General features: G+C 45.9%; 19 protein-coding genes, 2 tRNA genes and 2 rRNA genes (1 of these 23 cut by a window edge). 9 read left to right on the plus strand and 14 right to left on the minus strand.

Annotated elements, in window-relative coordinates; genetic code table 11:
- The 4 genes from QUA36_RS02445 to QUA36_RS02460 form a co-directional block, all read right to left on the minus strand.
- Positions 1–572, minus strand: a 23S ribosomal RNA gene (locus QUA36_RS02445); it reaches 2,331 nt to the left of the window's first position.
- Positions 573–787: 215 nt separating this feature from the next.
- Positions 788–860: transfer RNA gene (locus tag QUA36_RS02450), tRNA-Ala, on the minus strand.
- 92 nt (positions 861–952) lie between these two features.
- A tRNA-Ile gene (locus QUA36_RS02455) sits at positions 953–1,026 on the minus strand.
- A 116-nt stretch (positions 1,027–1,142) separates the two neighbouring features.
- Positions 1,143–2,642, minus strand: a 16S ribosomal RNA gene (locus QUA36_RS02460).
- Together the 16S and 23S rRNA genes with 2 tRNA genes alongside form the textbook arrangement of a ribosomal RNA operon.
- Positions 2,643–3,141: 499 nt before the next feature.
- Between QUA36_RS02460 and QUA36_RS02465 the strand changes: the two genes are divergently transcribed.
- The 4 genes from QUA36_RS02465 to QUA36_RS02480 all read left to right on the plus strand — a co-directional run bounded on the left by QUA36_RS02465 (position 3,142) and on the right by QUA36_RS02480 (position 7,103).
- On the plus strand, positions 3,142–4,398 hold the full coding sequence (locus QUA36_RS02465) for an ABC transporter substrate-binding protein (RefSeq protein WP_333455356.1): 1,257 nt from the start codon (positions 3,142–3,144) through the stop codon (positions 4,396–4,398).
- A gap of 156 nt (positions 4,399–4,554) precedes the next feature.
- Positions 4,555–5,505, plus strand: a complete 951-nt coding sequence (locus QUA36_RS02470) for a branched-chain amino acid ABC transporter permease (RefSeq protein WP_333164615.1) — start codon at positions 4,555–4,557, stop codon at positions 5,503–5,505.
- 47 nt (positions 5,506–5,552) lie between these two features.
- A complete protein-coding gene (locus QUA36_RS02475; RefSeq protein WP_333455358.1) occupies positions 5,553–6,122 on the plus strand; it encodes a GNAT family N-acetyltransferase in 570 nt (189 codons plus the stop codon).
- Positions 6,123–6,167: 45 nt separating this feature from the next.
- Complete coding sequence (locus QUA36_RS02480) at positions 6,168–7,103, plus strand: branched-chain amino acid ABC transporter permease (RefSeq protein WP_194009930.1); 936 nt, start codon at positions 6,168–6,170, stop codon at positions 7,101–7,103.
- A gap of 116 nt (positions 7,104–7,219) precedes the next feature.
- Here the strand turns inward: QUA36_RS02480 and QUA36_RS02485 are convergent, their stop codons facing one another.
- From QUA36_RS02485 to rppA, 5 genes are all read right to left on the minus strand, one after another.
- Positions 7,220–9,091 carry a serine/threonine-protein kinase gene (locus tag QUA36_RS02485; protein ID WP_333455360.1) on the minus strand — a complete coding sequence of 624 codons (1,872 nt, stop codon included), beginning with the start codon at positions 9,089–9,091 and terminating at the stop codon, positions 7,220–7,222.
- Positions 9,092–9,287: 196 nt separating this feature from the next.
- Entirely contained in the window at positions 9,288–10,247 is a 960-nt protein-coding gene (locus tag QUA36_RS02490) for an aldo/keto reductase (protein ID WP_333455362.1), read from the minus strand.
- A gap of 310 nt (positions 10,248–10,557) precedes the next feature.
- Entirely contained in the window at positions 10,558–11,109 is a 552-nt protein-coding gene (locus tag QUA36_RS02495; protein ID WP_333164516.1) for a DUF3124 domain-containing protein, read from the minus strand.
- 78 nt (positions 11,110–11,187) lie between these two features.
- A complete protein-coding gene (locus QUA36_RS02500; protein ID WP_333455364.1) occupies positions 11,188–12,468 on the minus strand; it encodes a HAMP domain-containing sensor histidine kinase in 1,281 nt (426 codons plus the stop codon).
- Positions 12,469–12,486: 18 nt separating this feature from the next.
- Positions 12,487–13,164, minus strand: coding sequence for a two-component system response regulator RppA (gene rppA / locus QUA36_RS02505; RefSeq protein ID WP_333164521.1), 678 nt, complete (start codon positions 13,162–13,164; stop codon positions 12,487–12,489).
- A gap of 153 nt (positions 13,165–13,317) precedes the next feature.
- Between rppA and QUA36_RS02510 the strand changes: the two genes are divergently transcribed.
- Positions 13,318–13,695 carry a hypothetical protein gene (locus QUA36_RS02510; RefSeq protein ID WP_333453167.1) on the plus strand — a complete coding sequence of 126 codons (378 nt, stop codon included), beginning with the start codon at positions 13,318–13,320 and terminating at the stop codon, positions 13,693–13,695.
- 131 nt (positions 13,696–13,826) lie between these two features.
- On the opposite strand, the gene QUA36_RS02515 is transcribed toward QUA36_RS02510, so the two are convergent.
- On the minus strand, positions 13,827–14,327 hold the full coding sequence (locus QUA36_RS02515) for a BON domain-containing protein (protein ID WP_333455366.1): 501 nt from the start codon (positions 14,325–14,327) through the stop codon (positions 13,827–13,829).
- A gap of 336 nt (positions 14,328–14,663) precedes the next feature.
- Between QUA36_RS02515 and QUA36_RS02520 the strand changes: the two genes are divergently transcribed.
- The 3 genes from QUA36_RS02520 (at position 14,664) to QUA36_RS02530 (ending at position 20,068) form a co-directional block, all read left to right on the plus strand.
- Complete coding sequence (locus tag QUA36_RS02520; RefSeq protein ID WP_333455367.1) at positions 14,664–17,378, plus strand: cation-transporting P-type ATPase; 2,715 nt, start codon at positions 14,664–14,666, stop codon at positions 17,376–17,378.
- A gap of 177 nt (positions 17,379–17,555) precedes the next feature.
- Positions 17,556–17,987: a hypothetical protein gene (locus QUA36_RS02525; RefSeq protein ID WP_333455369.1), complete on the plus strand. Its 432-nt coding sequence runs from the start codon at positions 17,556–17,558 to the stop codon at positions 17,985–17,987.
- 449 nt (positions 17,988–18,436) lie between these two features.
- Positions 18,437–20,068, plus strand: a complete 1,632-nt coding sequence (locus QUA36_RS02530) for a sodium:proton antiporter (RefSeq protein WP_333455371.1) — start codon at positions 18,437–18,439, stop codon at positions 20,066–20,068.
- Here the strand turns inward: QUA36_RS02530 and QUA36_RS02535 are convergent.
- The 3 genes from QUA36_RS02535 to QUA36_RS02545 form a co-directional block, all read right to left on the minus strand.
- Positions 20,025–20,741: a TrkA family potassium uptake protein gene (locus QUA36_RS02535; protein ID WP_333164536.1), complete on the minus strand. Its 717-nt coding sequence runs from the start codon at positions 20,739–20,741 to the stop codon at positions 20,025–20,027. The genes QUA36_RS02530 and QUA36_RS02535 overlap by 44 nt on opposite strands.
- Before the next feature lie 208 nt (positions 20,742–20,949).
- Positions 20,950–21,231, minus strand: a complete 282-nt coding sequence (gene gatC / locus QUA36_RS02540) for an Asp-tRNA(Asn)/Glu-tRNA(Gln) amidotransferase subunit GatC (protein ID WP_006635952.1) — start codon at positions 21,229–21,231, stop codon at positions 20,950–20,952.
- 176 nt (positions 21,232–21,407) lie between these two features.
- The gene (locus tag QUA36_RS02545) at positions 21,408–21,929 is read right to left on the minus strand and encodes a photosystem I assembly protein Ycf3 (RefSeq protein WP_333039118.1); all 522 of its coding nucleotides are present in this window, start codon (positions 21,927–21,929) and stop codon (positions 21,408–21,410) included.
- Positions 21,930–22,718: 789 nt separating this feature from the next.
- Here QUA36_RS02545 and QUA36_RS02550 point away from each other — a divergent pair.
- Complete coding sequence (locus QUA36_RS02550) at positions 22,719–24,041, plus strand: hypothetical protein (protein WP_333455373.1); 1,323 nt, start codon at positions 22,719–22,721, stop codon at positions 24,039–24,041.
- 194 nt (positions 24,042–24,235) lie between these two features.
- On the opposite strand, the gene QUA36_RS02555 is transcribed toward QUA36_RS02550, so the two are convergent.
- Entirely contained in the window at positions 24,236–24,460 is a 225-nt protein-coding gene (locus QUA36_RS02555; RefSeq protein WP_333145441.1) for a hypothetical protein, read from the minus strand.
- Positions 24,461–24,621: the final 161 nt, after the last annotated feature.

The following is a 24,621-nucleotide window of genomic DNA, read 5'->3' on the forward strand; positions in this document are numbered from 1 at the left end:
CGTTAAATCGTCCTCCCACTGCTTGTAAGCTAACGGTTTCATGTTCTATTTCACTCCCCTTCCGGGGTTCTTTTCACCTTTCCCTCGCGGTACTGGTTCACTATCGGTCACACAGTAGTATTTAGCCTTACGAGATGGTCCTCGCTGATTCACACGGGATTTCACGGGCCCCGTGCTACTCGGGATACAGTCACGCTCTTTTCTACTTTCGACTACAGGACTTTCACCTTCTCTGGTGCAGCTTTCAACTGCTTTGTCTAGCTTGAAGATACGTTAATTGACTGTCCCACGACCCCAGAAGTAAAAACCTCTGGTTTAGGCTGTTTCCCGTTCGCTCACCACTACTTGGGAAATCGCTATTGCTTTCTCTTCCTCCAGCTACTAAGATGTTTCAATTCGCTGGGTTCGCTGCTATCAGTCTATGTATTCAACTGATGCTTACTGGGTTGCCCCATTCGGACATCTCCGGATCAATGCTTGCTTCCAGCTCCCCGGAGCTTATCGTCGGTCGCCACGTCCTTCTTCGCCTCTGTGTGCCTAGGTATCCACCGTTAGCCCTTTGTAACTTGACCACTTGATTTTTTCATGGTGGTCGCTTGTCAGATACTCCGATTGCTCGGATGACTGACACGCTTTGATGACTTAATTTCTATGCAGTTTTCAAGGTTCTGACTAGAGTTCTAGACTCCAGCATTCCGACTTCTTTTTTGAGCTTCTTTGACAAAGTTAGTCTGGGTGCTGATTTCTATTTATTTGAGTTTTTTGTGTTGGTTATAGTTAGTGAGAGTGGAGGTAAGCGGACTCGAACCGCTGACTTCCTGCGTGCAAGGCAGGCGCTCTACCAACTGAGCTATACCCCCACTAAGCAAGTTCTGATTTTGATTTTATGAGTCCTGAATTCATCTAAGATGATCCATTACTCATTACTGACAATTCATCACTTTTTTCCAGGTGGGCCATCCTGGATTTGAACCAGGGACCTCACCCTTATCAGGGGTGCGCTCTAACCAACTGAGCTAATAGCCCGCGAGTTCCGAACCAGTTAATAGTTTGAAAGCTTTGACATCTATTCCTCGAACGACCAGGGATAACTGACAACGACCTATTGTTTAGGTTCGGTCGACTATCAGATGGTCTCCCTAAAAGGAGGTGATCCAGCCACACCTTCCGGTACGGCTACCTTGTTACGACTTCACCCCAGTCATCAGCCCTGCCTTCGGCATCCTCCTCCTCGAAAGGTTAGAGTAATGACTTCGGGCGTGGCCAACTTCCATGGTGTGACGGGCGGTGTGTACAAGGCCCGGGAACGGATTCACCGCAGTATGCTGACCTGCGATTACTAGCGATTCCGCCTTCATGCAGGCGAGTTGCAGCCTGCAATCTGAACTGAGGCAGGGTTTACGGGATTAGCTCGCCCTCGCGGGTTGGCTGCCCTCTGTCCCTACCATTGTAGTACGTGTGTAGCCCAGGACGTAAGGGGCATGCTGACTTGACGTCATCCCCACCTTCCTCCGGTTTGTCACCGGCAGTCTGTTTAGAGTGCCCAACTTAATGATGGCAACTAAACACGAGGGTTGCGCTCGTTGCGGGACTTAACCCAACATCTCACGACACGAGCTGACGACAGCCATGCACCACCTGTGTTCGCGCTCCCGAAGGCACTCCTCTGTTTCCAGAAGATTCGCGACATGTCAAGTCCTGGTAAGGTTCTTCGCGTTGCATCGAATTAAACCACATACTCCACCGCTTGTGCGGGCCCCCGTCAATTCCTTTGAGTTTCACACTTGCGTGCGTACTCCCCAGGCGGGATACTTAACGCGTTAGCTACGGCACTGTCCGGGTCGATACAGACAACACCTAGTATCCATCGTTTACGGCTAGGACTACTGGGGTATCTAATCCCATTCGCTCCCCTAGCTTTCGTCCCTGAGTGTCAGTTATGGTCCAGCAGAGCGCCTTCGCCACCGATGTTCTTCCTGATCTCTACGCATTTCACCGCTACACCAGGAATTCCCTCTGCCCCTACCATACTCTAGCTGTTCAGTTTCCACTGCCTTTCCGAAGTTAAGCCCCGGTCTTTGACAGCAGACTTGAACTGCCACCTGCGGACGCTTTACGCCCAATCATTCCGGATAACGCTTGCATCCTCCGTCTTACCGCGGCTGCTGGCACGGAGTTAGCCGATGCTGATTCCTCTGGTACCGTCAGGTTGCTTTCACAACTTTCTTCCCAGAGAAAAGGGGTTTACAACCCAAGAGCCTTCTTCCCCCACGCGGTCTTGCTCCGTCAGGCTTTCGCCCATTGCGGAAAATTCCCCACTGCTGCCTCCCGTAGGAGTCTGGGCCGTGTCTCAGTCCCAGTGTGGCTGATCGTCCTCTCAGACCAGCTACCGATCGTCGCCTTGGTGGGCTCTTACCCCTCCAACTAGCTAATCGGACGCGAGCTCATCTTCAGGCTATAAATATTTTCCCTTTCGGTACATCGGGGCTTAGCAGTCGTTTCCAACTGTTGTCTCCGTCCTGAAGGCAGATTCTCACGCGTTACTCACCCGTCCGCCACTAAGTATTTCTACTCCGTTCGACTTGCATGTGTTAAGCAGACCGCCAGCGTTCATCCTGAGCCAGGATCAAACTCTCCGTGTTGGATTGTTCTTTTAAGGCTCGTCAAGTTCTTTCCACTCAGCACAAATGCTAGTTTTTTTCCCTTGACTTTTTTCTCGTTGTTTGCGATATTAAGTATTAGCTCTCGCTTTTACTCTCTATCTTGATTTTTTTGACGAGGTTAATAGTGCTTTAAGCTTTCAAACTATTCTTTTTTCTAGGTTCAGTTTCTTGCCTTTTGTTCGTGGTTCAGTGAACCGCTTCCCTTCTGGCGCTTTATTAATGTATCAACTCTCCCCAGGGTTGTCAAGCGTTTTGCGAAAATATTTTTGACTTTTTTTTAAAGCTATACACACCAAGGCTTTCGACACTTATTGTCGGCTCCGGTATCCTCTGCCTCACTCCTCTTTAGGGATTGAGTCTGCTTTTTGACCCAGAAATACGCTTTGGACCGGGACTCTCCGGCGAATCGGTAGAATATTTGCACATATAGATGTTCTATATAGAGATGGTCTATATATATGTGTTCGATCGCCCGCTCATGAAAAAACCTGCCCCTCGCCCTAGTGCCTTGTTCGTTACCTGCGCTTCACTGCTGATGGCTTGCACTCAGACGAACACTCCCCAGACATCGACTACATTATCTCCAGGTACTTCGCCCTCTCCGGGAACTTCGCCACAGGGTTCGGCTGCGGGGAACTCTACCGCTATTCCCGTTGGGGTTGGGGTGGCGCAAACTAGCAATGTGGCTTTACTCGGTCAGGAACAGGTGGCTGGGGCAAAAATTGCTGAGAAGTATTTCAACGATAAGGGCGGTGTGGATGGGACGCCGATTAAACTGGTGTTCCAAGATACGGGTGGAGATGAACAAGGGGCGATCAATGCCTTCAATACTCTGATTAATCAGGATAAGGTGGTGGGTATTGTGGGCCCAACTCTCTCGCAGCAGGCTTTTAGTGCCGATCCGATCGCCGATCGCGCAAAAATTCCCGTACTCGGACCATCCAACACCGCTAAAGGCATTCCCCAGATTGGCGATTATGTGGCTAGAGTCTCGGCGCCTGTCGCCGTGGTAGCACCTAATGCGGTTAAGGCGGCCCTGAAGCAAAATCCCAATATTAAGAAAGTAGCCGTGTTTTTTGCTCAGAATGATGCTTTTAGCAAATCTGAGACTGAAACTTTTCAGACAACGGTTAAAGATATGGGACTGGAATTGGCAACAGTCCAAAAATTCTTGACTACTGATACAGATTTCCAATCTCAAGCCACTAATGCGATCAATGTCAAGCCCGATTTGATAATTATTTCTGGGTTGGCCGCAGATGGAGGCAATTTAATTAAGCAGTTGCGGGAGTTGGGCTACAAAGGCGTTATCATTGGGGGCAACGGTCTGAATACTTCCAATGTATTTTCGGTTTGCAAGGCTCTTTGCGAGGGGGTCTTAATTGCCCAAGCATACAGCCCGGAATATCAGAATGAGATTAATAAGGCTTTTCGTGATGCTTATCGCGCTCAATTTAAGAAGGAACCTCCTCAGTTTAGCGCTCAAGCTTTTACTGGCGTACAAGTTTTTGTTGAGTCATTAAAAGAAATTAATGCTAAGTCTAAGGTTAGCCAAAAGCCTTTGGCAGAATTGCGTACAAATTTGAATCAGCAGTTGTTGAGTGGAAAGTACGATACGCCTTTGGGGGAAATTTCTTTTACGCCTGAAGGTGAAATCAATCAGAAAGAGTTTTATGTGGCACAGATAAAAATGGATGCTGATGGTAATAACGGTAAATTTGAGTTTTTGAAATGAAGTCAGTCACGACACAGATACACGGATGAGTTATTGAGTGTGAGTCTGAAGTCTCCCCCCCGGCTCCCCCTTGGGGGGAAGTCAGAAGTCAGAGTAAAAATTGTATGTTTTTTGTTGTAGAATGATTTCGGTGTGAGGCTCAATTCTTAACTGGTGATGGACTTAACTCTGTTTCTGCAACAATTTTTGAATGGTTTATCGATCGGCAGCGTGTATGCTATTTTTGCCCTGGGATACACCCTAGTGTTTTCTATTCTCGGAATTATTAATTTTGCTCACGGTGCAGTGTTTACTTTGGGTGCTTATTTCACTTATGCGCTGATGGGCGGTGCTTTTGGTTTTAACGGGTTGTTGGCTAATGCGAGAATTCCCGTACAGTTTCCTTTTGCTGTGGCCATAATTTTGGGCAGTACGCTGGCTGGTTTGGTGGGAGTAATTGTTGAAAGAGTTGCTTTTTTGCCTTTGCGCCGCAGAAACTCAGATCCTCTGCTGACGGTGGTTTCTAGTTTGGGGGCGGCGGTGGCGATCGCCAATATCATCCAGTATCTTGTCGGTGCTGAAATTTACACTTTTCCTACTAATACTTACGGCAATTTGCCGGCAGCTATTAACTTTGGTACGGCAGATAAACAGATTCCTATTCGCACTGTTCAAATACTGATTTTTGGCGTAGCTATTGCGATTGTTAGTCTTCTAACTTACTTAATAAATTTCACTAAATTTGGTAAAGCAATGCAGGCGGTGGCTGAAGATGCTACTACTTCTAGTCTGTTGGGTATTGATACTGACAGATATATTGTTTTGACGTTTTTTGTGAGCAGTTTTCTGGCTGGTTTGGCGGGGAGTTTGGTGGGTTCTAGTGTGAGTATTGCTGGGCCGTATTTTGGTATTGCTTTTGGTTTGAAGGGTTTGGCGGTGATTGTACTTGGTGGATTAGGGAGTATTCCTGGGGCTGTTTTGGGTGGGTTTTTAATTGGTTTGGTGGAGGCTTTCGTACCGGGGGATTTTTCGGCTTATAAGGATGCTGTGGCTTTTGCTATATTGTTTATTATGCTGTTGGTTAGGCCGCAGGGTTTGTTTGGACGACGTTTGATTCAAAAAGTGTAGAATTATTTGCCATAACTCTAGTGCCTCAGTTGCTAAATGGATATTATATGAAATTAGAAGTTCCATTAATTGTAAGCGATCGCCTTTTGTTGCGATTAGCAAATCAAGACGATATCTGCGAAATTATTAAATTTTATAGTGAAAATCAAAAGTTTTTTACTCCCTGGCACCGACATTGGGCGGAGGACTTTTTAACGGAAAGTTATTGGCAAAAACAAGTAGAGAAAGATTTCCAAGGATTTGAGTCTGACAAATCTTTAAAGCTGTGGATTTTTGATAAGGCTAATCCTGAGTATCTTCTCGGCAACGTTAACTTTGATAATTTTGTACGAGGTGCCGGTCAGTTTTGCTTTTTGGGATATAATCTGGCAGAAGCGCAACAAGGTAAAGGTTATATAACGGAAGCTGTGCGAGTTGCAATTCAATATGTTTTTGGAGAGTTAAATTTACATCGCATTATAGCAAATTATATACCTCACAATCAGCGTAGCGGTAATCTACTTAAAAGATTAGGATTTATGGTAGAAGGTTACTCTAGAGACTATTTGTTGATAAATGGTCGGTGGGAAGACCATATTCAGACTAGCTTAATCAATCCAAATTGGAAACCAAGCTAACCCGATTTTCCTTAATAAATTCTAATCTAAAATATCTAAAATCAAATGGCTACATTTTTTACTACTTATGGGTTTCTGATTGTCTCGATGTTGCTGGGTGCAATGTTGGGAATGTCACTGTATTTGCCTCTAATGACTGGACAGTTGTCTCTGGCTAGCCCTGGTTTTTATGCTTTAGGCGGGTATATTGCGGCGATTTTGTCTACAACGGTGTTTCAACAGACAGGGGGTTTGTTTCCTCTGCCATTGTTGTTATTGGAGATGATAATTGCAGGGGCTGTTTCGGGGTTGCTGGGGATTTTAGTGGGAATTCCGGCCCTGCGGTTAAGTGGCATTTATTTGGCGATCGCAACTATTGCTTTTGTGGAAATTTTGCGGGTTTTATCGCTGAATTTAGATATCACTGGCGGGGCTGTGGGGATTTTTGGGATTCCGCAACCGTTTGCGACGCCGATCGAGTATTTGTGGATTGTACTACCTTTACTGTTGGTAAGTATGGCGATTGTGTATCGGCTGGAACGGATTCGGGTGGGGCGGGCTTTTGCTGCAATCCGCGCTGATGAGTTGGCGGCTGATGCGATCGGCATTAACCCAACTTTTTATAAGGTTTTGGCTTTCACGTTAGGTGCTGTTTTAGCTGGGGTTGTGGGTGCAGTTAGCGCTCATTTCCTGAATACTTGGAACGCCCGTCAAGGTACTTTTGATGCTAGTATTATTTACTTGACTTCTGTGTTGATTGGTGGTAGCCGAACGTTTCTGGGAGCAGTTTTGGGTGGGATGGTGTTTACTGCTTTGCCGGAGGTTTTGAGGGGAATGGCGACTATTCAGGGATTGCCGCTTTGGTTGGCACAATTTCTGCGGGATGGACGGTTAATTATTTTTGGGTTGCTAATTGTTTTGGGGACGATATTTTTTCCGCAAGGTTTGGTGACGCCGGAGTTGTTGAAGAGGTGGAGGAAGGGCGATCGTACTTCTGTTTAAAATTCATAAATCATCTGGAGTTAGGGAAAAAATCCCGCGCCATAAAACTTTTTATACAAAATTATTAGTCAATAAAGACAAAAATCCTTACTAAAAACGCTTTTGATTGCGGGCAATTAAACCAACGTCATATTCTGCCAAATCTTAATACTTTTGTCACTGCTGCCGCTAGCCATAAACTCTCCTTCCGGGCTAAAATTAACAGAATAGACCGAGTTATTATGACCCGCAATATTACAAATTTCTTGACCGTCTTTCACTCGCCAAATCTTGATAGTTTGATTGCTGCTGCTAGCCAGAATCTCGCCATCTGGACTAAAAGCAATAGAATCAACATACCAAGAATGTCCTGCGATAGTTAAAACTTCTTGCCAATCTTTGACCCACCAAATCTTAATAGTATTATCGTGGCTGCCGCTAGCCAAAAACTCTCCATTGGGACTGAAAGCTATGCAGCGAACGGAGTCTGTATGACCTGTAAGTGTGCGAATTAGCTTCCCATCTTTAACTCGCCAAATCTTGATTGTTCTGTCCCAACTGCAACTAGCAATAGTTTCACCATCAGGGCTAAAAGCAACAAAATAAACTAAATTAGTGTGACCCGCAAGGGTGCGAACTTCTTGCCCGTCTTTGACGCGCCAAATCTTGATTGTTTTGTCCCAACTGCTGCTAGCAATCAGAGTTCCATCTGGACTGAAAGCTGCGCCGTAAACTGAGTTACTGTGACCAATCAGGGTGCGGATTTCTTGTCCATCTTTCATCCGCCAAAGTTTGACAGTTTTGTCGTGGCTGCTGCTGGCTAGCATTAGTCCGTCCGGGCTGAAAGCTACTGTATAAACCGAGTTAGCGTGTCCTGTGAGGGTGACAATTTCTTGCCCGTCTTCAACACGCCACAGCTTGATTGTTTTGTCATCGCTGCCGCTGGCTACAACTTCTCCGTTGGGGCTGAAAGCAACAGAGTAAATTAAGTTTTTGTGACCTGTTAGGGTGTGAATACATTGCCAGTTATAGGTTTGCTGTTGGGGCGGGGTGGGAGTTTTTCCGGGTTTAACTAACTTGGAATTTGTTTGAGGAATTGCTAGATCGATCGCAATTTGGGGATTAATTTCTTTTAATACTTCAACAGCCGTTTGATAGCGGCGGTTAGTAGCATTGGCAATCATTTTGTCTAAAATTTTCCCTAGTTGTTCACTCACGGGGTTGTTAGCCAAATACTGTCGCCATATCCAGGAATCTTCACCAGGATCGAACAGGTCAAAAGGGGAAACTTGAGTTAGCAAATACAAACAAGTTACACCTAAACTGTACAAATCGCTGGTAAAAAATGCTTTGCCTCTAGCTTGTTCGGGGGCGATGTATTCGGGGCTGCCGATGCTGGTTCCTGTTTTGAGTAATGCTGTACCTGTAGCAATTTTGGCGGCGCCAAAGTCTACTAGAACTAATTGTTTGTCGGCGCGGCGGATGATGTTTCCGGGTTTGATGTCTCGGTGAATAACGTTGTGGGAATGGATGAAGTGAAGGACGGGTAATAAGCTATTGAGTAAGTCTTGAATTTGATTTTCTGTAAATCTGCCTTCTGTTTCTACAATTTGTGCTAAATTTTGCCCGTCGATAAATTCTTGGACTACATATTGTCTGCTGTCTTGGATGGAATAGGCTAATAGTTCGGGAATTTGAGGGTGTTTGCCCAATTCGTCTAATCGCATTGCTTCTTGTTCAAAAAGTTCGGCTGCTTTTTTGCTGTTGCGATTGCTTGCTGATGGGATGAGTGGGGTTTCTGGGGGTAAAAATTGTTTGATGACGCAGCGGGGTTTTGAGGGTTTGTCTTCGTCAACGGCGAGGAATGTTCTACCAAAACCGCCTTGTCCGATCGCCTTTATAGCCCGGTAGCGATCGCGCAGCAGCAGTTTTGAACGGCAATTTCGACAAATTTTAGCGGCGGGAGGGTTTTGTGGCTTGGAACAGTTGGGATTTAGGCAGTAACTCATTCGATTTTAGATTTTGGATTTTAGATTTTGGATTTTAACTTTTTGAATATTTCCACAGCGCAGTAAATATTATACCTCTTGCACAAGTCACACTCCTATCGACTTGTAGGGTGCGTCAGACGAATTTCTAGGATGATTATCTAGGATGTATGTTCTGACGCACCTTACTATATATGCCAGTTGCGTCAGTTCTGTTTTAGAAGTTCCACATAACGGGGTTATCGTCTAAATGATCGGTGACTTTTCGCCCGATCGCGTCAATTTCTTTTAATTCCTCTTCACTCAATTTTACCTCAGCAGCTTTAGCATTTTCGGCTGCTTGTTCCCCGTCGCGCGCGCCGACAATGGCATTTGTTTGTGGCTGGGAAATCAACCAGGCTAAAGCTAAGTTGCCCAAGCTTGTCTGGTGGCGATCGGCAATTGGCCTGAGTTGATTTAATGCTGTTTGCACTCGGTCGTAATTTTCTTTGATGAACAGCTTATTTTTGGCGCGGTGGTCGCCTTCTTCAAACTTGTGTTCTGGCCCGAATTTACCTGTCAATATTCCTTGAGCTAGAGATGAATAGGCAATGATGGAGATATGATTGTCCACACAATAGGACATAGCATCTTTTTCTACCCAGCGCCAAAACAGAGAATAGGGCGGTTGCAAGCTGTCGATGCGTCCGTATTGGGCGGCTTCTTCTATTTGGGCACGGGAGAAGTTGGAAACGCCGATCGCCCGAATTTTTCCCTGTTCTTTTAACTTGTTCAGGGCGTCCATTGTGTCTGCAATTGGCACTAACTCGGAATTCCAAGTGCCAGCGGGCCAGTGGATTTGGTAAAGGTCGATATAATCGGTGTTGAGGTTTTTTAGCGATCGATCGCAGGCTTCGATTACCAAATCGGGTTTCAGGTGGTTGGCGAAAACTTTGCTAGCATAAACTACTTGCGATCGCACATCTGAAAGTGCTTGACCGATAATTTGTTCCGAATGCCCTTCTCCGTAAACCTCAGCCGTATCAAAGGTGGTAATACCTGCCTCAAAAGCGGCGCGCATTGCTTTGACAGTTTCAGCATCCTCAATTCCCACCCACATCCGCTTGCCAGCTTGCCAAGTCCCCATAATTATCGGGGTAATCTGAATTTGTGATGTCCCCAATTGTCGCTTTTCCATAACCTAAGTCCTCATTAAATTTTTTAGTATTTACCCTCAAGCTCTCTAATTTTAACAGAGAAAAGTTGGGTAGTCATGCACAGTAATGCTATTGTTTTATTCTGCAATAAATAGTGATGTACAAAGTTAAAAATTTAAAAGGCGAGCATTTCAATGAAAGCAGCCGAACTAGAAATTGAAGTTAGGAGTCAGGAGCCAGGAGAAAAGCTTCAGAAGTAAGAAGCCAGAATAAGTGTTTTTACAAATATGAGATGCTCCTCTTATGGTAGTCTAAAACTACCTTGTAAAGCAAGAATTTAATACTCTAAAATCATTTTGGCATTTTGTGTTGCTTGAGAACTTTAGCGGGACTAATAAATGAAATGCCCTGAGAAAAAGAGGTACTGATCATGACAGCTTCAATGACAGGCTCATAAACCGTTTTTTCTGCAACCCACTCCACAATAAAGTTGGCACCTGAGCCTCCACTTGTATCATTTGCTGCAATGAAAAAGTGTGTAGAAGCAAGCGGCTTGAGTTCTACAGGACTCTTAATATCCTGCCTAATCAATTTCCCATCGCTATCGTAGTAACGCACAGAAGTGATAATAATCGAATTTGTCAAATCCGTATTGCGAATACTGAGCGTGGCTGACAACTCCATCACCTCATCCTGGCTATTGTAGTGATAAATATGCGAGTAAATAGGGACATATACGGTTTGTCCCATCACAACTTTTGTTTTATCTAACGTGACCGATCTCAGTGAGGTTTCACGTTTTGTATCAGGTTGTTGCCTTTGTGAGGTTGTCTGCTCAGAACAAGAGGTAATGACGATCGCGGCGATCGCCCAACCAACCCAGAAATCATGTTTCAGCTTCATCGGCATTCATCCAAATACACCACATACATTGCAGTTACGTCTAAAGCAGAGTGCACCTTCTATCTCGTTTGAGGCGGCTTAGTGATAAGGTTTGAGCGGCAGTTCAATCTGAAACGTTGAGCCTTTGCCCACTTCACTCGTCACATGAATTTTTCCACCATGGGCCTGGACAATCTGTTGGACGATCGCTAACCCCAGCCCAAAGCCTCCACTCTCCTGCGAGCGATCGGTGTCCACCCGATAGAAGCGATCGAAAATATAGGGTAAGTCCGCTTCTGAAATACCGATTCCCGTATCGATTATCTGAATAACTGCCAAATTGGAATGAAGAACTAGGCGTATCTTTACAGTTCCGCCAACGGGAGTATATTTACAGGCATTGTAAAGCAAGTTTTCGACTACTTGCCGCAGCAAATCAGGATCGGCCAATAATTCAATCCGTTGTGCCGATGATTCGCAGGTGAGTTTGATATTTTGGGGTTCTGCAAGTGCGACAAACTGGGTTGCTAAATTGCTCAGCAACTCGTTGAGATTGATTAACTTGAGCGATTCCGGCGCAAGTCGCCCTTGATGACGAGCCAACAGCAGTAAATTATTCACCAGCGCTCCCATTGATTTTGCGCTATCTACAATGTTTTGTAAGGAAGGATGGTAACGTGAATCATCACCCGCGATCAGCAACCCAAGCTGGGCATTAGTGAGAATGGCAGACAGGGGCGATCGCAACTCGTGAGAGGCATCGGCTGTAAAGCGCTGAAGCTGCTGATAGGCTTGCCGAATCGGTTGCATGGCCAGCCCACTGAGAAACCAACCTGTGAGGGCAATTAAGCCCAGTGTCAGGGGGACAGCGAGAGTTAGCACAATCTGAAGCTCAGTGAGCCTGTTTTGAGTTTCTGTCAGGGGAGTTGCAACCTGAAGATGACCGAGTACCCCTGTTCTACCTTCAACGGGTAATGTCACCTGACGCAGCCAGATTCCTTTTCCCAAAAGTGGATCGGTCGATCGAACTGTGAGATAACCAAAGGGCGTATTTAACTGATCGGCAGGAGAATTCCCAAAAAAACGAACTAGCCGCCCTTGTGCGTTATACCAGCGCACGTAAATCAGATCTTCCGCAAGGGGATGGGAACCACTACCTAACAAGGAAACATGACTCAGATCGACCTGGTTCTGGTTTTGGCGAACTTCATAATGCACGCTGGCAGCCATGATTCGAGTTTTGTCATACAGCAGTCGATCGAGCGCCTCTAGTTTATCTTTTACCTCAATCTGATAAATCACCCCAGCAAACAGCACAAGAATGCTTCCCATTGAGAGGGTGAACCAACGAGCCAGATTGCGACGACTTTGATTAAACATGACTTGGCTTTCCAATCATCACTTGAGAGGGGAAGTGAGGCGATAACCCATACCGTAAATGCTCTCAATCCAGTCTCCGGCTCCTACAGCCTGCAAGCGTTGGCGGAGTTTGCGAATGAGAACCGCGATCGCATTGCTCTCTGGTTCAGTCCCCCATTCCCACACGCCTTGTTGAATCTGATTCCGAGTCAAAACCTGTCGGGGATGACGCATAAAATACTCCAACAACTGAAACTCTCGACTGGAGAGGGAAACGGTTGCACCTTGTCGCTCAACAGTAAGAGTATCGAGGTGGAGGTGCAGATCCTCAAGGCTGAGCGTATCTCCTTGCCAAAGGGGCGATCGCCGTCTTAATGCCCGCACTCGTGCCATGAATTCAACCAAGTCGATCGGTTTCACCAGGTAATCATCTGCACCTGCGTCTAACCCGGTCACTTTTTCCGGCGTGGTATCTCTTGCGGTGATCATCAAAATCGGCGCTGTTTTCCCTGCCGATCGATATTGACGACAGAGGTTTACCCCACTGATATGTGGCAACATCCAGTCCAAAATCAACAAATCATATTCTTTTTCTGATAACAGCCACTGTGCCGTCTCTCCATCTTTTACCCCATCCACGCTATGCCCTGCTTGAGACAGCACTGTTTGAAGTGGCATCAGTTGCTTTGGATCGTCCTCCACGAGCAAAACTCTCATATCTCTGATCGCCTCCTTCGCAGCTTGCAGTTTTCAGAATTATTAGAGTTTGAGGTGATTCGCGCATCTTCTTTAAGCTAGATTTTAGGAGCAAGTTCTATTAAAGTGCCAATAGATATTATTAGCCTCAGAAGGGATGGGAAAGAATAGCGGATGATTAGACGTTGGCTAAAAGCATCAGGCGCAGAGTTTTGGTTGCCATTGCCGTTTGTGGCGATCGCGTTTTGGGTTAGCTCCAGTTTCCTAATGGCTCAAGAATTACAAAAACCCCAGATCGCAAATAATAAACTTCAGGCAGATACCCAGCTTAAAGCAACGGTGTCTGTCAATATATTGCTGATCAACGCGGTGATTAACCGAAAACAAGGAACCACCCAGGTTGCGGTAGAAACGGCAGAACCGATTTTGAAGCGATTGGAATTAGAATTGCCAATGACTGACGCAACCCAGATAGAGGCAGCGATCGCCCAAGAACTCCAGTTATCACGTCAAAATGTTCGCCAGTTAGTTCGTTACGAAATTGTTGAATAAGTTTATTGTTTCAATATTGCGATCGCATCCAGTCAAATAAGGTTGTTAAATTTATAGGTTTTCTCGCTGCGATCGAGCAATTCCTCAAGCAGCAAGAAGCGTCCAATACTCTTGCTGCTTGAGGATTAAAACTACTGAGTAACGATTTCGTTATTGATGGAAACATTCGCTGCAGTTTGCCGAGCAATTTGTTCTGCCAATGCTTTTTGTTCTGCCGTTTGAACGCGCCCTGTTAACACAATCGAATTATCCCGATCGTCTGCGTCCAAATCGAATTGCTTGAGGGTAATATCGGAGTCTAAAGCCTCTTCTACGCGATCGGCAATATCGTCAATGTCTTGATTCTGAGGCGTCTGTGCGGTCGTGGTTGCAGGCACTGGAGTGGTTGGAACAGTCGTATTTCCAGTGGCAGTTGTGGGAGCAGAAGTAGATGGGACAGTTGTCTGTGGAGTATTGGGGGGGGTGCAAGCACCTAAACCCAAAACTGCAACTGTGCTGACGCTGATTCCTTGCACCAATAGCTTTAATAATTGCATATTCTTTGTTTGTTTTGTTTGTTGTGAAACGCAATTTTGCCCATAAACCTCAGCATGAAGTTTTTGAGCTTTCAAATTAACAAGTAAATGTACCATAGTTCATCTATCAAAAGTAATGCTTTTGACAACCCTATTAATAAAAGGCAACAATCAATCAAATCCAGTGAACTAAGGTTGGCAATTCTATAAGTTATCTTAATCGGTTCTCTGCCTCAGTATAGGAAGCAAATGTGATCCAAATATGATTAACAGAAATCAGTCCATCACTTTTGGCTCACATTCATCAATAACGCTAGAAACAAGACGAAATAACAGATAAGCACTTGGCTTGACAAGAAACGTTAAGCTGTTCAGCATTTAAATTTTTTGCCTGAAAGCCAGGGTGCAAGGAGTCTAGGGTTCAAAAATCCCAATTTAAATGCGTATCAGCTTATGACTGCAACCAATGTAGAAAAATTAGTAGAACACTCTTGGCACCACCTCTCTGTCGAGAAAGTGGCTCAGATTTTAGAGACTGACCTGGAAATAGGTCTATCTTCTGAGGTGTCAGCCGAACGGCGCGAGATCCTCGGCCCCAATCAACTAACGGCTCAGAAGCAGCAAAGTGCCTGGTTGCGATTTTTTCAGCAACTGAATCAGCCGCTAATCTACATTTTGTTAGCTGCTGGGATAGTAACAGCATTTCTGAAAGAGTGGATTGATTCAGGGGTAATTTTTGGGGTTGCTCTGACGAATGCCACCATTGGTTTCGTTCAAGAGTCAAAGGCAGAGAATGCGATCGCCGCTTTAGCAAAATCTGTTGCAACTGAGGCAACCATTCTCCGCAATGGTCAAAAGCAAGTGGTTTCATCCAGTGAACTGGTTCCTGGCGATCTCGTCTTGCTGTCTTCAGGGGATAAAGTGTCTGCAGATCTACGGCTGATCGAAGTCCGTGACTTACAGGTCGATGAGTCAGCGTTAACGGGAGAATCTGTCCCGGTTCAGAAGCAATCCCAGGCGCTAGAGGCAGACGCTGCACTGGCCGAGCGCACGAATATGGCGTATACCGGAAGCCTGGTAACGTTTGGACAGGGACGCGGACTGGTCGTCAGCATTGGTGACATGACCGAGACCGGACACATCTCCCAACTCATGCAGCAAAGTACCACACTGGAAACCCCACTGAGTCGCAAAATTGACAAATTTAGCAAAACCTTGCTCTATGTCATTTTAGGTTTGGCTGCCTTCACCTTTGCTGCAGGCATTGCCCAGAGATTTTCTTGGGTTGAGGTGTTCAAGGCATCTGTGGCGCTTGCGGTCAGCGCGATTCCTGAAGGCTTACCCGCGATTTTAACGGTGACACTGGCGATCGGGGTTTCCCAAATGGCAAAGCAGCACGCCATTATTCGCAAACTTCCGGCAATTGAGACACTCGGCAGCACCACCGTGATTTGTTCCGACAAAACTGGAACCTTGACTGAGAATCAAATGACAGTTCAAGAGATTGATGCCGGTGGAAAGCGATATCGGGTTAGCGGTGGAGGATATGCACCAGACGGGGAAATTTCTGTAAATGGACATTCCGTTGACTTGACGAACGCACCTGCCTTATATGAATGCCTGCAAGCAGGATTGTTGTGCAACGATTCGCATCTAGAAGTGCAAGACGGGAACTGGACTGTAGTCGGTAGTCCAACGGAAGGGGCGCTGGTTGCGGTAGCCCAAAAAGCGGGGTTAATTACTGAGAAACTGGAGGAATCGCTTTCCCGGCTCGATACACTGCCGTTTGAATCTCAGTTTCAATACATGGCAACCTTACACGACGATCGCCCACAACGGTTGATTTATGTCAAGGGTTCGATCGAGGCAATTCTCAAACGGTGTCGCCAGATGCTCGATGAAGAGGGAGAGGCGAGATCCCTCAACCCCGCGCCGATCGAGCAAACAGTGGACAGAATGGCGAAAAAAGGGTTACGAGTTCTGGCACTTGCCAAGAAAGTTGTACCCGCTTCTCAATCTTCAATTGAGCATTCTGATATTGAGGAAGGGTTAACTTTTGTGGGTCTGCAAGGCATGATCGACCCGCCTCGCCCCGAAGCGATTCAAGCGATTCAAGCCTGTCGGTCTGCGGGAATTCAAGTCAAGATGATTACGGGCGACCATGCCAAAACAGCAGCAGCAATCGCGCAACAAATGGGACTAAATCAAACCCAAGAGGCTCCCGTTTTTACAGGTCAAGAACTCGCTCAAATGAATCAGCAGCAATTAGCCAATGCTGTTGAACAAAGCTGTGTATTTGCTCGTGTCGCACCAGAGCAAAAGCTCCGTATTGTCGAAGCACTTCAGTCTAAGGGTGAGATTGTGGCGATGACTGGAGATGGAGTTAATGATGCTCCTGCCCTGAAGCAAGCTGACATTGGGATAGCGATGGGTATTACAGGCACCGAAGTTACAAAAGAAGCAGCGGATATGCTGTTGACAAACGACAACTTTGCTTCGATCGAGAAAGCAGTTAAGGAAGGGCGCACGGTTTATAAGAATCTGCTGCGGGCGATCGCCTTCATCCTGCCCGTGAATGGTGGAGAGTCCATGACCATCTTGATTGCCGTACTTCTGGCAACCCCACTACCCATTTTGCCAGTACAAATTCTCTGGCTGAATATGGTCAGTTCAGTTGCATTGAGCTTACCGTTGGCATTTGAGCCGCCCTCTCCCAATGTCATGCAACAGCCGCCTCGACCTGCCAATGAACCGCTTCTGTCTCGTAGGCTGACTGCTCGGATTCTGACAGTTTCGGTATTTAACTGGATTGCGATCTTTGGGATGTTTGAATGGATCGTCCAAACCACAGGCAATGAAGCTCTAGCCCGGACGATGGCAATTCAAGCATTGGTGGCGGCCGAAGCTTTTTACCTGTTAAGCATCAGTCGCTTCGTTCCGGCGATCGTCGCCAAACTACGCGGTAAAGATGAATCAGTTAGCTATGCTGTAGCGATCGGCATTGGGGCTATTTTCATTCTCCAATTCCTGTTTAGCCAATGGGGCATGATGAATCTGTTATTCAACACTGAAGCTTTGAACACAATCCAAGGCTTAATTTGTATCGGATTCGGACTGCCAATGATTGCTTTGTCAGCTTTGCTAAAGCGTTTTGCACCTTTGAACTAAGCGGTTTTTGTGATGCAGTCATTGCAAGCGACTTTACACACTATTTACCAACTTTGTAGCGTTGAATATTGAATATTTCTCATGAATTACCCAAATCTCAAACGTGCTAGCGGCCTCTTTACTAATCATCGAAACGCAAAGCAGGCGCTAGTTGAGCTAAAAAGCAGGGGCTTCCCCATGCACAAGATCTCAGTGATTGCTAAACCTTCTGACAATGATGATTTGGACTCTCTGGGCGTGCAGCAAATTTTAATGACAAGAGCAGCAGGCGCACAAGTAGGCGCAATCTTAGGCAGCATACGACTAGGTTCAGTAGCCTTAATTGTTGGACTCAGCAGCCTGCTAATTCCCGGTATTGGTCAGGCAGTAGCGGTGGAAAGCATTTTAGCAACTTTCTTTGGAAGTGGGATTGCTGCAACTGCTGGCGGTCTATATGGCGCACTTCAAGGATGGTTGGTGCCAGAAGAACAAGCAAGAATGTACAATGACAGATTTAGCCAGGGAGATTATTTGCTCGTCATAGAGGCAATAGAAAATGAGATCGTGATTGCTGAACCTGTCCTTAAACGTTGGGAGATTCTGACGTGGCGTGTCTGTGATGCTACCTAAATTCAAGGTCAGAAAGGAGGATTACCTTCGAGGAATTTAGTCCCGCAAAACATAACCTCTAAAACCACTTAAAAATGTGACGATCGATGATTTTGGGCAATCGCTATCCTATTCCTGACATACGGATAGACAACTTCCAGTACCCGCCGATTCGGCAACCGCGATCGGGTCGGCAACACTTCAGAAGAGACTGTTAAAAACATTAAATACCAGCACAATTAAGAGCAATTAGCATCCTGTAAGGGTTTGGAAATCATCCAGATCTACAAAAAAAATTGCACTTTAAAAACGCTCAGATCGCCGAACCAAACCAAAAATGCTGTTTCAGCTTCATCGGCATTCATCCAAATAAACCATATAAATTGCAGTTACGCCTACAGCATAGTGAACCGTCTCCTGTAGACTAAAACCGTAGTTAATCTGTCAATTTCTGTGAGGAAAACGAGTTTATGACAGGAGTATCGGTGATCGAGTCGATTGTAGCGCAACCAACTCCCTTGGGCAGCGATCCTGCTACAAATAGCCAAACAGCAGGAGTTATTTCTGAATTGGTCATCATCTTGATCATTCTGCTGCTGATTGCAACTGTTGTGGCACTCGTAACCCAACGGTTGCGAATTCCCTATGTGACGGGCTTAGTGTTAGCAGGCTTGCCCATTACGGAGGTATTGTCACGTCGAATTGGTTTAGACCCCTCTTTAGTATTAAATCTTTTCCTACCAATTCTGATTTTTGAAGCAGCTATCAATACTGATATCAGCCGTCTCCGCAGCACCTTTAAGCCGATCGCCCTGCTGGCGGGCCCAGGCTCGATCTTATCTTCAGCAATTATTGCTGTTCTGGTTAAATTTGGGCTAGGACTAGACTGGATTCCGGCGTTGCTGATCGGAGTCATTCTGGCAAACACTGATACAGTCTCAATGATCGCGGTTTTTAAAGAGATTCGTGTGCCTTCCCGGCTATCCACCATCGTGGAAGGAGAAACCCTGTTCAATGATGCGGCTGCCCTGGTTTCATTCAATTTGATTCTAGTCGTTTATGCTACAGGTTCTCTTACCGTCGTAGGAGGACTTAAGGAACTGCTCGTGGTTGCCTTGGGTGGGGGACTCGTGGGTGTCATCTTAGGTTACTTGAGTCTGCCGATATTTGTTCGATTAAATGACCCGTTGAGTAGTCTCTTGCTGACCGTGGCGCTGGCGTTAGGAACATTCCAAATCGGGCAATTTTTGGGGGTATCCGGTGCGGTGGCGGTGGTGATCGCCGGACTTATTTTTGGCAATCTGGGGCTTTCTCGCACTACATCAGCCTCGGATCGAATTACGCTACTGAGCTTCTGGGAGTACGCTGGTTTTGGGGTCAATACATTTATTTTTCTGCTGATCGGCATTGAGATTAACCCGCTGACACTGTGGAGAATTTTGCCATCCATTCTGTTCGTTATTTTGGCGTATCAACTGGCACGGATTCTCTCGGTATATCTGTTGTTAGCGGCGCTGCGGTGGTTCGATCGTCCGATTCCCCTGCGCTGGCAACACGTTCTGTTTCTGGGAAACATCAAAGGCTCACTCTCGATGGCACTGGCGCTTAGTATTCCTCTGGGATTGACAGGACGAGATAACATCATTGCGCTGGTTTTCGGTGCAGTTTTATTCTCCTTGGTAGGACAGGGATTAAGTTTACCCTGGCTGGTAAAACGGTTACAAATCAGCCGTGTTTCTGATGTAATGCAGGAAGCTGGGCAGTTACAGATTCAGTTGATTGCTTCCAAAGCGGCTCAAGATGAGCTAGATAGTTTGCTGAAATCTGGCGTGTTGCCGAAGGCAGTTTACGAAGAGTTATGGGCATCGTATCAAGCACGAGTAGCACAGTCTGAGCGAGTGCTGCGCGATCTCTACAATCAACATCGGGCCGGGCAAGTACAGGACGATCGCAGCGGGCTAGATACGATTCGGCGGCGATTGCTTCTAGCAGAAAAAGGAGCAGTTAGCGATGCCCTCCGCAAGCGAATTGTCCCAGAGGATCTGGTTCATCCTTACATCAAAGATTTGGATGAGAAACTTCTAACGTTGGCAGATGACTAGCGCGAATGCCGAGGTAATCAATCATCTGGTGAACTAGCTCTGGACGGGTGACGACCAAGATGGTAGAGCCTGCTTCAAGAACTGTATGACCGTTCGGAATCTCCAGATTGGCGCAGGCATGGCATTGATAACCAATAATCAGCGAACCTTTTGGAAAACGAGGGTCTTGAGCAATTTGAGCAACGGTGCGACCTGCCACCTTGCAATCGCCTGGAACTGGCAGCTTTAATACCTCGACTTGCCCGTGTTCAAAGTGCATCATAGATTCGATTTGGGGATATTCAATCGCATTCGCCATTGATGCAACTGCCAAATCAATCGTACTGATGATGTGACTGGCCCCGGCAAGTCGATAGGCTTCCAGGAATTCGCGATCGCGCATTCGCACCACAATATGGGAAATGCCATAGCTTCTGGATAGGGTGATCAGCGCTAAATTCAGTGCATCATCCCTGAGTGCTGCAACGACTGCGTTTGCTTGTTTAATTCCCGCTTCCAGAAGAACCGTTGTACTCACCGCACTGCCTTCAAATGCCATTACTCCGATTTTTTCACGAGCAAAGCGACAGGCCAGCGGGTCGGCATCGATGATGGCAACCGTATGACCGACTTTTAATAGCTGCTGGGCTAAACCCAGCCCCATCATTCCTGCTCCACCAATTAATACATACATGACTATTTGTCACCCCAAGAATGAACTTTACAAATTTATCCCTATGAGTGAGATTGTTTTTGGTTTCTATCAGTTTAATCGGCTTGTGGGGTGGCTTTTACCGGGCTTACTTATTACCTGTTCCACACTTAGTTTAATCTGCTTGTGGGGTTGGCATGGGAGCCAGCCCCTCAAGTGATTTTCCTCAGTTAAGTATGCAGCGGGAACCTTACATAATCTTAGGCACTTTGAAAAACTCCCCATCGCGATCGGGAGCTCCCTCCAAAATACTTTCTCCCTTAGCAAAGGGTTGCAAATCGTCCGATCGCATTACATTACTGACATCGATCGCCCGCGTTGTCGGCTGCACCTTACTCGTATCCAGTTCACTCAACTGCTCGAAATAATCCAAAATACCGTTAAGTTGACCAGTAAACTGCTCTTCTTCTTCCGGCGTTAATTCCAATCTCGCTAAATTCGCTACTTTCCGAACTTCTTCTCTGTCAATCATAAAAATTGGGAATTGGGAATTGGGAATGGGGAATTGGGAATTGGGCATAGGGAATGGGGAATTGGGAATTGGGCATAGGGAATTGGTTATTTGTTATTAAAGAAACGACTAACTACCAAATATTAACTACTAACTATGCCCCATGCCCCATGCCCCATGCCCCATGCCCATCCTAGTTAAAAATACACATCAATTTGCGATCGGCCTGTCGTCTTCAGCCAATTTTGTACCTCAATGTAATTGTTTGGGGCCAAGCGAATAGCCTCTTTCCAATAATCTGCAGCTTTATCAAACAGCCCTTCCGCCCCTTCAATATTGCCAGCTTCCTTTTCCTTTTCTCCTTGATAGTGGTAAATTACAGCAATATTATTCAGTGCTTGTGGCATTCTCGGATTGAGATCCAAAGCCTCGCTGTAATATTCCAAAGCTTTATCGTGTTCGCCGTTGCTAGTATGGATCAGTCCCATATTGTACAAGACATAACTGCGATCGTAAGGATCTTCCTCCAGCTTCAGCGCTTCATGATAATTGTCCAACGCTTCAGCATATTCGCCATCTGCTTGAGCTGACATACCATCCCGGTAATAAGCAAAAGCTTCCTTAGCCTGCTTTTTTGCCGGCATAATCTTTAGGATGATATCAGCCATTACCGTGAAACTTTTGTCAATAAAGTTATCGTTGCGTTGAGTTCTTGGCATATGCGATTCTTTGGCTAGTGGCTAATCAGAAAAATTAGCCTGTAAAGTTTTCCTATTAATAATTGCGCCACTATTGTAGTGGGCCGTTGTGTTGAGAGCGCTAAAAGGTTTAGTCGATCGCACCTGCGAACCTTAAAACACGCCCTTGGGTTTAACACCCGCGCAAGCTCTATCTATTTTATATAAGTCTTGCAAGACTGGCAAAAAAACTAGATTTCTTTAACATATCTCTGGCACTCTACACAAAACTTACACAAACCCGCGCCGAAGGGAAAACTTCTGCTGGAGGGTGCAGGGGCAATCCTCTCCTCTTTGATGGCTTACCTTCGGATTGCTTTGGTAACGCCAACGGGCGATGATTGCACACCGTACCCTACTAACTGTACCCATAATCCCCCCTCCTTGACCCTCAGAGCCAACAAACAAATAACCTGCCGAAGAGAAATTCAATCACAAAGTTTTATTAAGCTATCCGAGTTTAGCCCATACTTAAAAGTTATTCGGCAAAACACTAGCAATATTTTGCCCAAAAGTCAATCGATTTTAGATTTTAGATTTTAGATTTTAGCATTGACCCCACGGATAAATTCGGGGGGCAAGTTTCTCGGATACAGGTTTTTTATTTCTGGGTCCTGAGTCTCCGAAGGAATGAATCCGGGGGCTTGTATCCTGGATGCTTGATTGTCAAGGGCAGCCTCAAAAAAAATCAGAAAGTCGATCGCCAAAACCAGCTCGAATTCCCGCAATATATAATAAAAATAACCGGGTAATTTTCACAGAGAGAAACCTATGGCTCCGAATCCCACCATTATGCAAGCCGTCGAACAACTTGGCTACCGCGTTACGGTTGGAGACGTGGCGGCAAAAGCTGGATTAGATGTCAATTTTGCCCAGCGAGAACTGTTAACCCTCGCCTCCGAAACAGGCGGCAACCTCCAAGTAGCAGAATCCGGCGACATTGCCTACCTATTTCCCAAGAACTTTCGAGATATTTTGCGAAACAAATTCTTGCGATTGCAGTTGCAGGAATGGTGGCAAAAAATCTGGCGAGTTTTATTTTACCTGATTCGGATATCTTTTGGCATAGTGCTGGTAGCTTCCATCCTCTTAATTTTTGTTGCTATCACTATTTTAATCTCCAGTTTACTCTCCAGCAGCGACAGCAATAACGGGGGAGGAGGAGACGGTGGTAGCGGGGGCGGCAGCGGCGGCGGCTTTTCGTTTTTTCCCTACTTCTGGAACGACTTAAGCGGGATATTTTACTGGAACCACGACCAACGATACCACCAGCAGCGATCGCGCTTAACTGGCCAAAAGCCCGAGATTAGTTTTCTGGAAGCAGTTTTCTCCTTTCTCTTTGGAGACGGCAATCCCAATCACAATCTAGAAGAGCGCAAGTGGAGCGATATTGCCGCCGCAATTCGCAACAACCGAGGCGCCGTCGCCGCCGAACAAATTGCTCCATATCTAGATAATCTCGGACAAGGATACGCCCGAGAATACGAAGAATATATGTTACCGGCTCTCGCCCGTTTTGACGGCCGTCCCGAAGTCAGCCCCGAAGGGCAAATAATTTACCATTTTCCGCAATTGCAAACCACAGCCGTCCAGAAAAATCCTCAACCAGTAGCAGCTTATTTGCGAGAAATGCTGTGGCGTTTCAGCAACGCCAGTTCCGGCAAAATCATGCTGGCAGCAGGGTTAGGAGCTGTTAATCTTGTCGGTGCATTAGTTTTGGGTAATCTATTAACTAATAATTTAATTGCCGGTGGATTTATCGGTTTCGTCAGCGCTGTTTATCCCATAATCCTGATTTACGGCGTCGGATTTCTCGCCATTCCTTTAATTCGCTACTTCTGGATTCAGTGGAAAAATAGCCGGATAGAATCCCGCAATCAAGAGCGTCAGCAGCGAGCAATGTTATTAAACGAACCCGATGCCAACTTGCTCAAAAAACTGACCTACGCCCGGGAATTTGCAGCAGAAAACGTTCTGACTGGAGAAGACTTAGCTTATACAACAGAAACAGAATTAACCCAACAAGAACTAGAACAGTCAGGCAAAATAGATGCGGAATGGCAGCGCCGGATTGGTCGCTCGGACAACTTGTAATACTAATGAAAAAAAACAGTTTTTTGTTGTTAAGTTAGGTTGCACTAAAATCTTGCACCCTTTTCAAGAATAGACAGGATGCCAGTTCCACAATAAAATATCTTTGTTGGGGAACGGGCTTTTACCTTATTGCTAATAATTGTGGAAAATATCAATCTTTATTGATGTCAGAAGTTTTTATACTCCGAGTTTTATTAAATAAGCTTAGGGCGTTTAAAAATCAAACAATTTTGGTCATATTTCGAGTCGTGATCCAGAGCCACAAGTTCCCATCCTTCCTCCCCCAAATGGTTGACAAATTGATGCAGCGAGCCTTGTTTCCAATCTCGCTGTTCTTCACCGTTTACATATAAACTAATCAGCTTGTTTCCAAAAGGATACATATTCGCATCCACAAATAAATACTCCCACTTTTGCATAGCAATCCTTAATGTAGTTAGTCATTAGTCATTAGTCATTAGTCATTAGTCATTAGTCATTAGTCATTAGTCATTAGTCATTAGTCATTAGTCATTCCCAATTCCCAATTCCCAATTCCCAATTCCCAATACTTCGGCCACGCGATTCCTGGCCTGCCACT

It is taken from the genome of Microcoleus sp. Pol10D4 (genome assembly GCF_036701555.1).
In the GTDB taxonomy this organism is placed as follows: Bacteria; Cyanobacteriota; Cyanobacteriia; order Cyanobacteriales; family Microcoleaceae; genus Microcoleus.

Excerpts from the sequence above, each read along its gene's own strand:
- QUA36_RS02525 (WP_333455369.1), top strand. The coding sequence starts at position 17,556 with ATGCACAAGATCTCAGTGATTGCTAAACCTTCTGACAATGATGATTTG.
- QUA36_RS02510 (WP_333453167.1), top strand. The coding sequence starts at position 13,318 with ATGATTAGACGTTGGCTAAAAGCATCAGGCGCAGAGTTTTGGTTGCCA.
- QUA36_RS02550 (WP_333455373.1), top strand. The coding sequence starts at position 22,719 with ATGGCTCCGAATCCCACCATTATGCAAGCCGTCGAACAACTTGGCTAC.
- QUA36_RS02515 (WP_333455366.1), bottom strand. The coding sequence starts at position 14,327 with ATGGTACATTTACTTGTTAATTTGAAAGCTCAAAAACTTCATGCTGAG.
- QUA36_RS02545 (WP_333039118.1), bottom strand. The coding sequence starts at position 21,929 with ATGCCAAGAACTCAACGCAACGATAACTTTATTGACAAAAGTTTCACG.
- QUA36_RS02485 (WP_333455360.1), bottom strand. The coding sequence starts at position 9,091 with ATGAGTTACTGCCTAAATCCCAACTGTTCCAAGCCACAAAACCCTCCC.
- QUA36_RS02490 (WP_333455362.1), bottom strand. The coding sequence starts at position 10,247 with ATGGAAAAGCGACAATTGGGGACATCACAAATTCAGATTACCCCGATA.
- QUA36_RS02480 (WP_194009930.1), top strand. The coding sequence starts at position 6,168 with ATGGCTACATTTTTTACTACTTATGGGTTTCTGATTGTCTCGATGTTG.
- QUA36_RS02530 (WP_333455371.1), top strand. The coding sequence starts at position 18,437 with ATGACAGGAGTATCGGTGATCGAGTCGATTGTAGCGCAACCAACTCCC.
- QUA36_RS02470 (WP_333164615.1), top strand. The coding sequence starts at position 4,555 with ATGGACTTAACTCTGTTTCTGCAACAATTTTTGAATGGTTTATCGATC.
- QUA36_RS02500 (WP_333455364.1), bottom strand. The coding sequence starts at position 12,468 with ATGTTTAATCAAAGTCGTCGCAATCTGGCTCGTTGGTTCACCCTCTCA.
- QUA36_RS02475 (WP_333455358.1), top strand. The coding sequence starts at position 5,553 with ATGAAATTAGAAGTTCCATTAATTGTAAGCGATCGCCTTTTGTTGCGA.
- QUA36_RS02535 (WP_333164536.1), bottom strand. The coding sequence starts at position 20,741 with ATGTATGTATTAATTGGTGGAGCAGGAATGATGGGGCTGGGTTTAGCC.
- QUA36_RS02520 (WP_333455367.1), top strand. The coding sequence starts at position 14,664 with ATGACTGCAACCAATGTAGAAAAATTAGTAGAACACTCTTGGCACCAC.
- QUA36_RS02465 (WP_333455356.1), top strand. The coding sequence starts at position 3,142 with ATGAAAAAACCTGCCCCTCGCCCTAGTGCCTTGTTCGTTACCTGCGCT.
- rppA (WP_333164521.1), bottom strand. The coding sequence starts at position 13,164 with ATGAGAGTTTTGCTCGTGGAGGACGATCCAAAGCAACTGATGCCACTT.
- QUA36_RS02555 (WP_333145441.1), bottom strand. The coding sequence starts at position 24,460 with ATGCAAAAGTGGGAGTATTTATTTGTGGATGCGAATATGTATCCTTTT.
- gatC (WP_006635952.1), bottom strand. The coding sequence starts at position 21,231 with ATGATTGACAGAGAAGAAGTTCGGAAAGTAGCGAATTTAGCGAGATTG.
- QUA36_RS02495 (WP_333164516.1), bottom strand. The coding sequence starts at position 11,109 with ATGAAGCTGAAACATGATTTCTGGGTTGGTTGGGCGATCGCCGCGATC.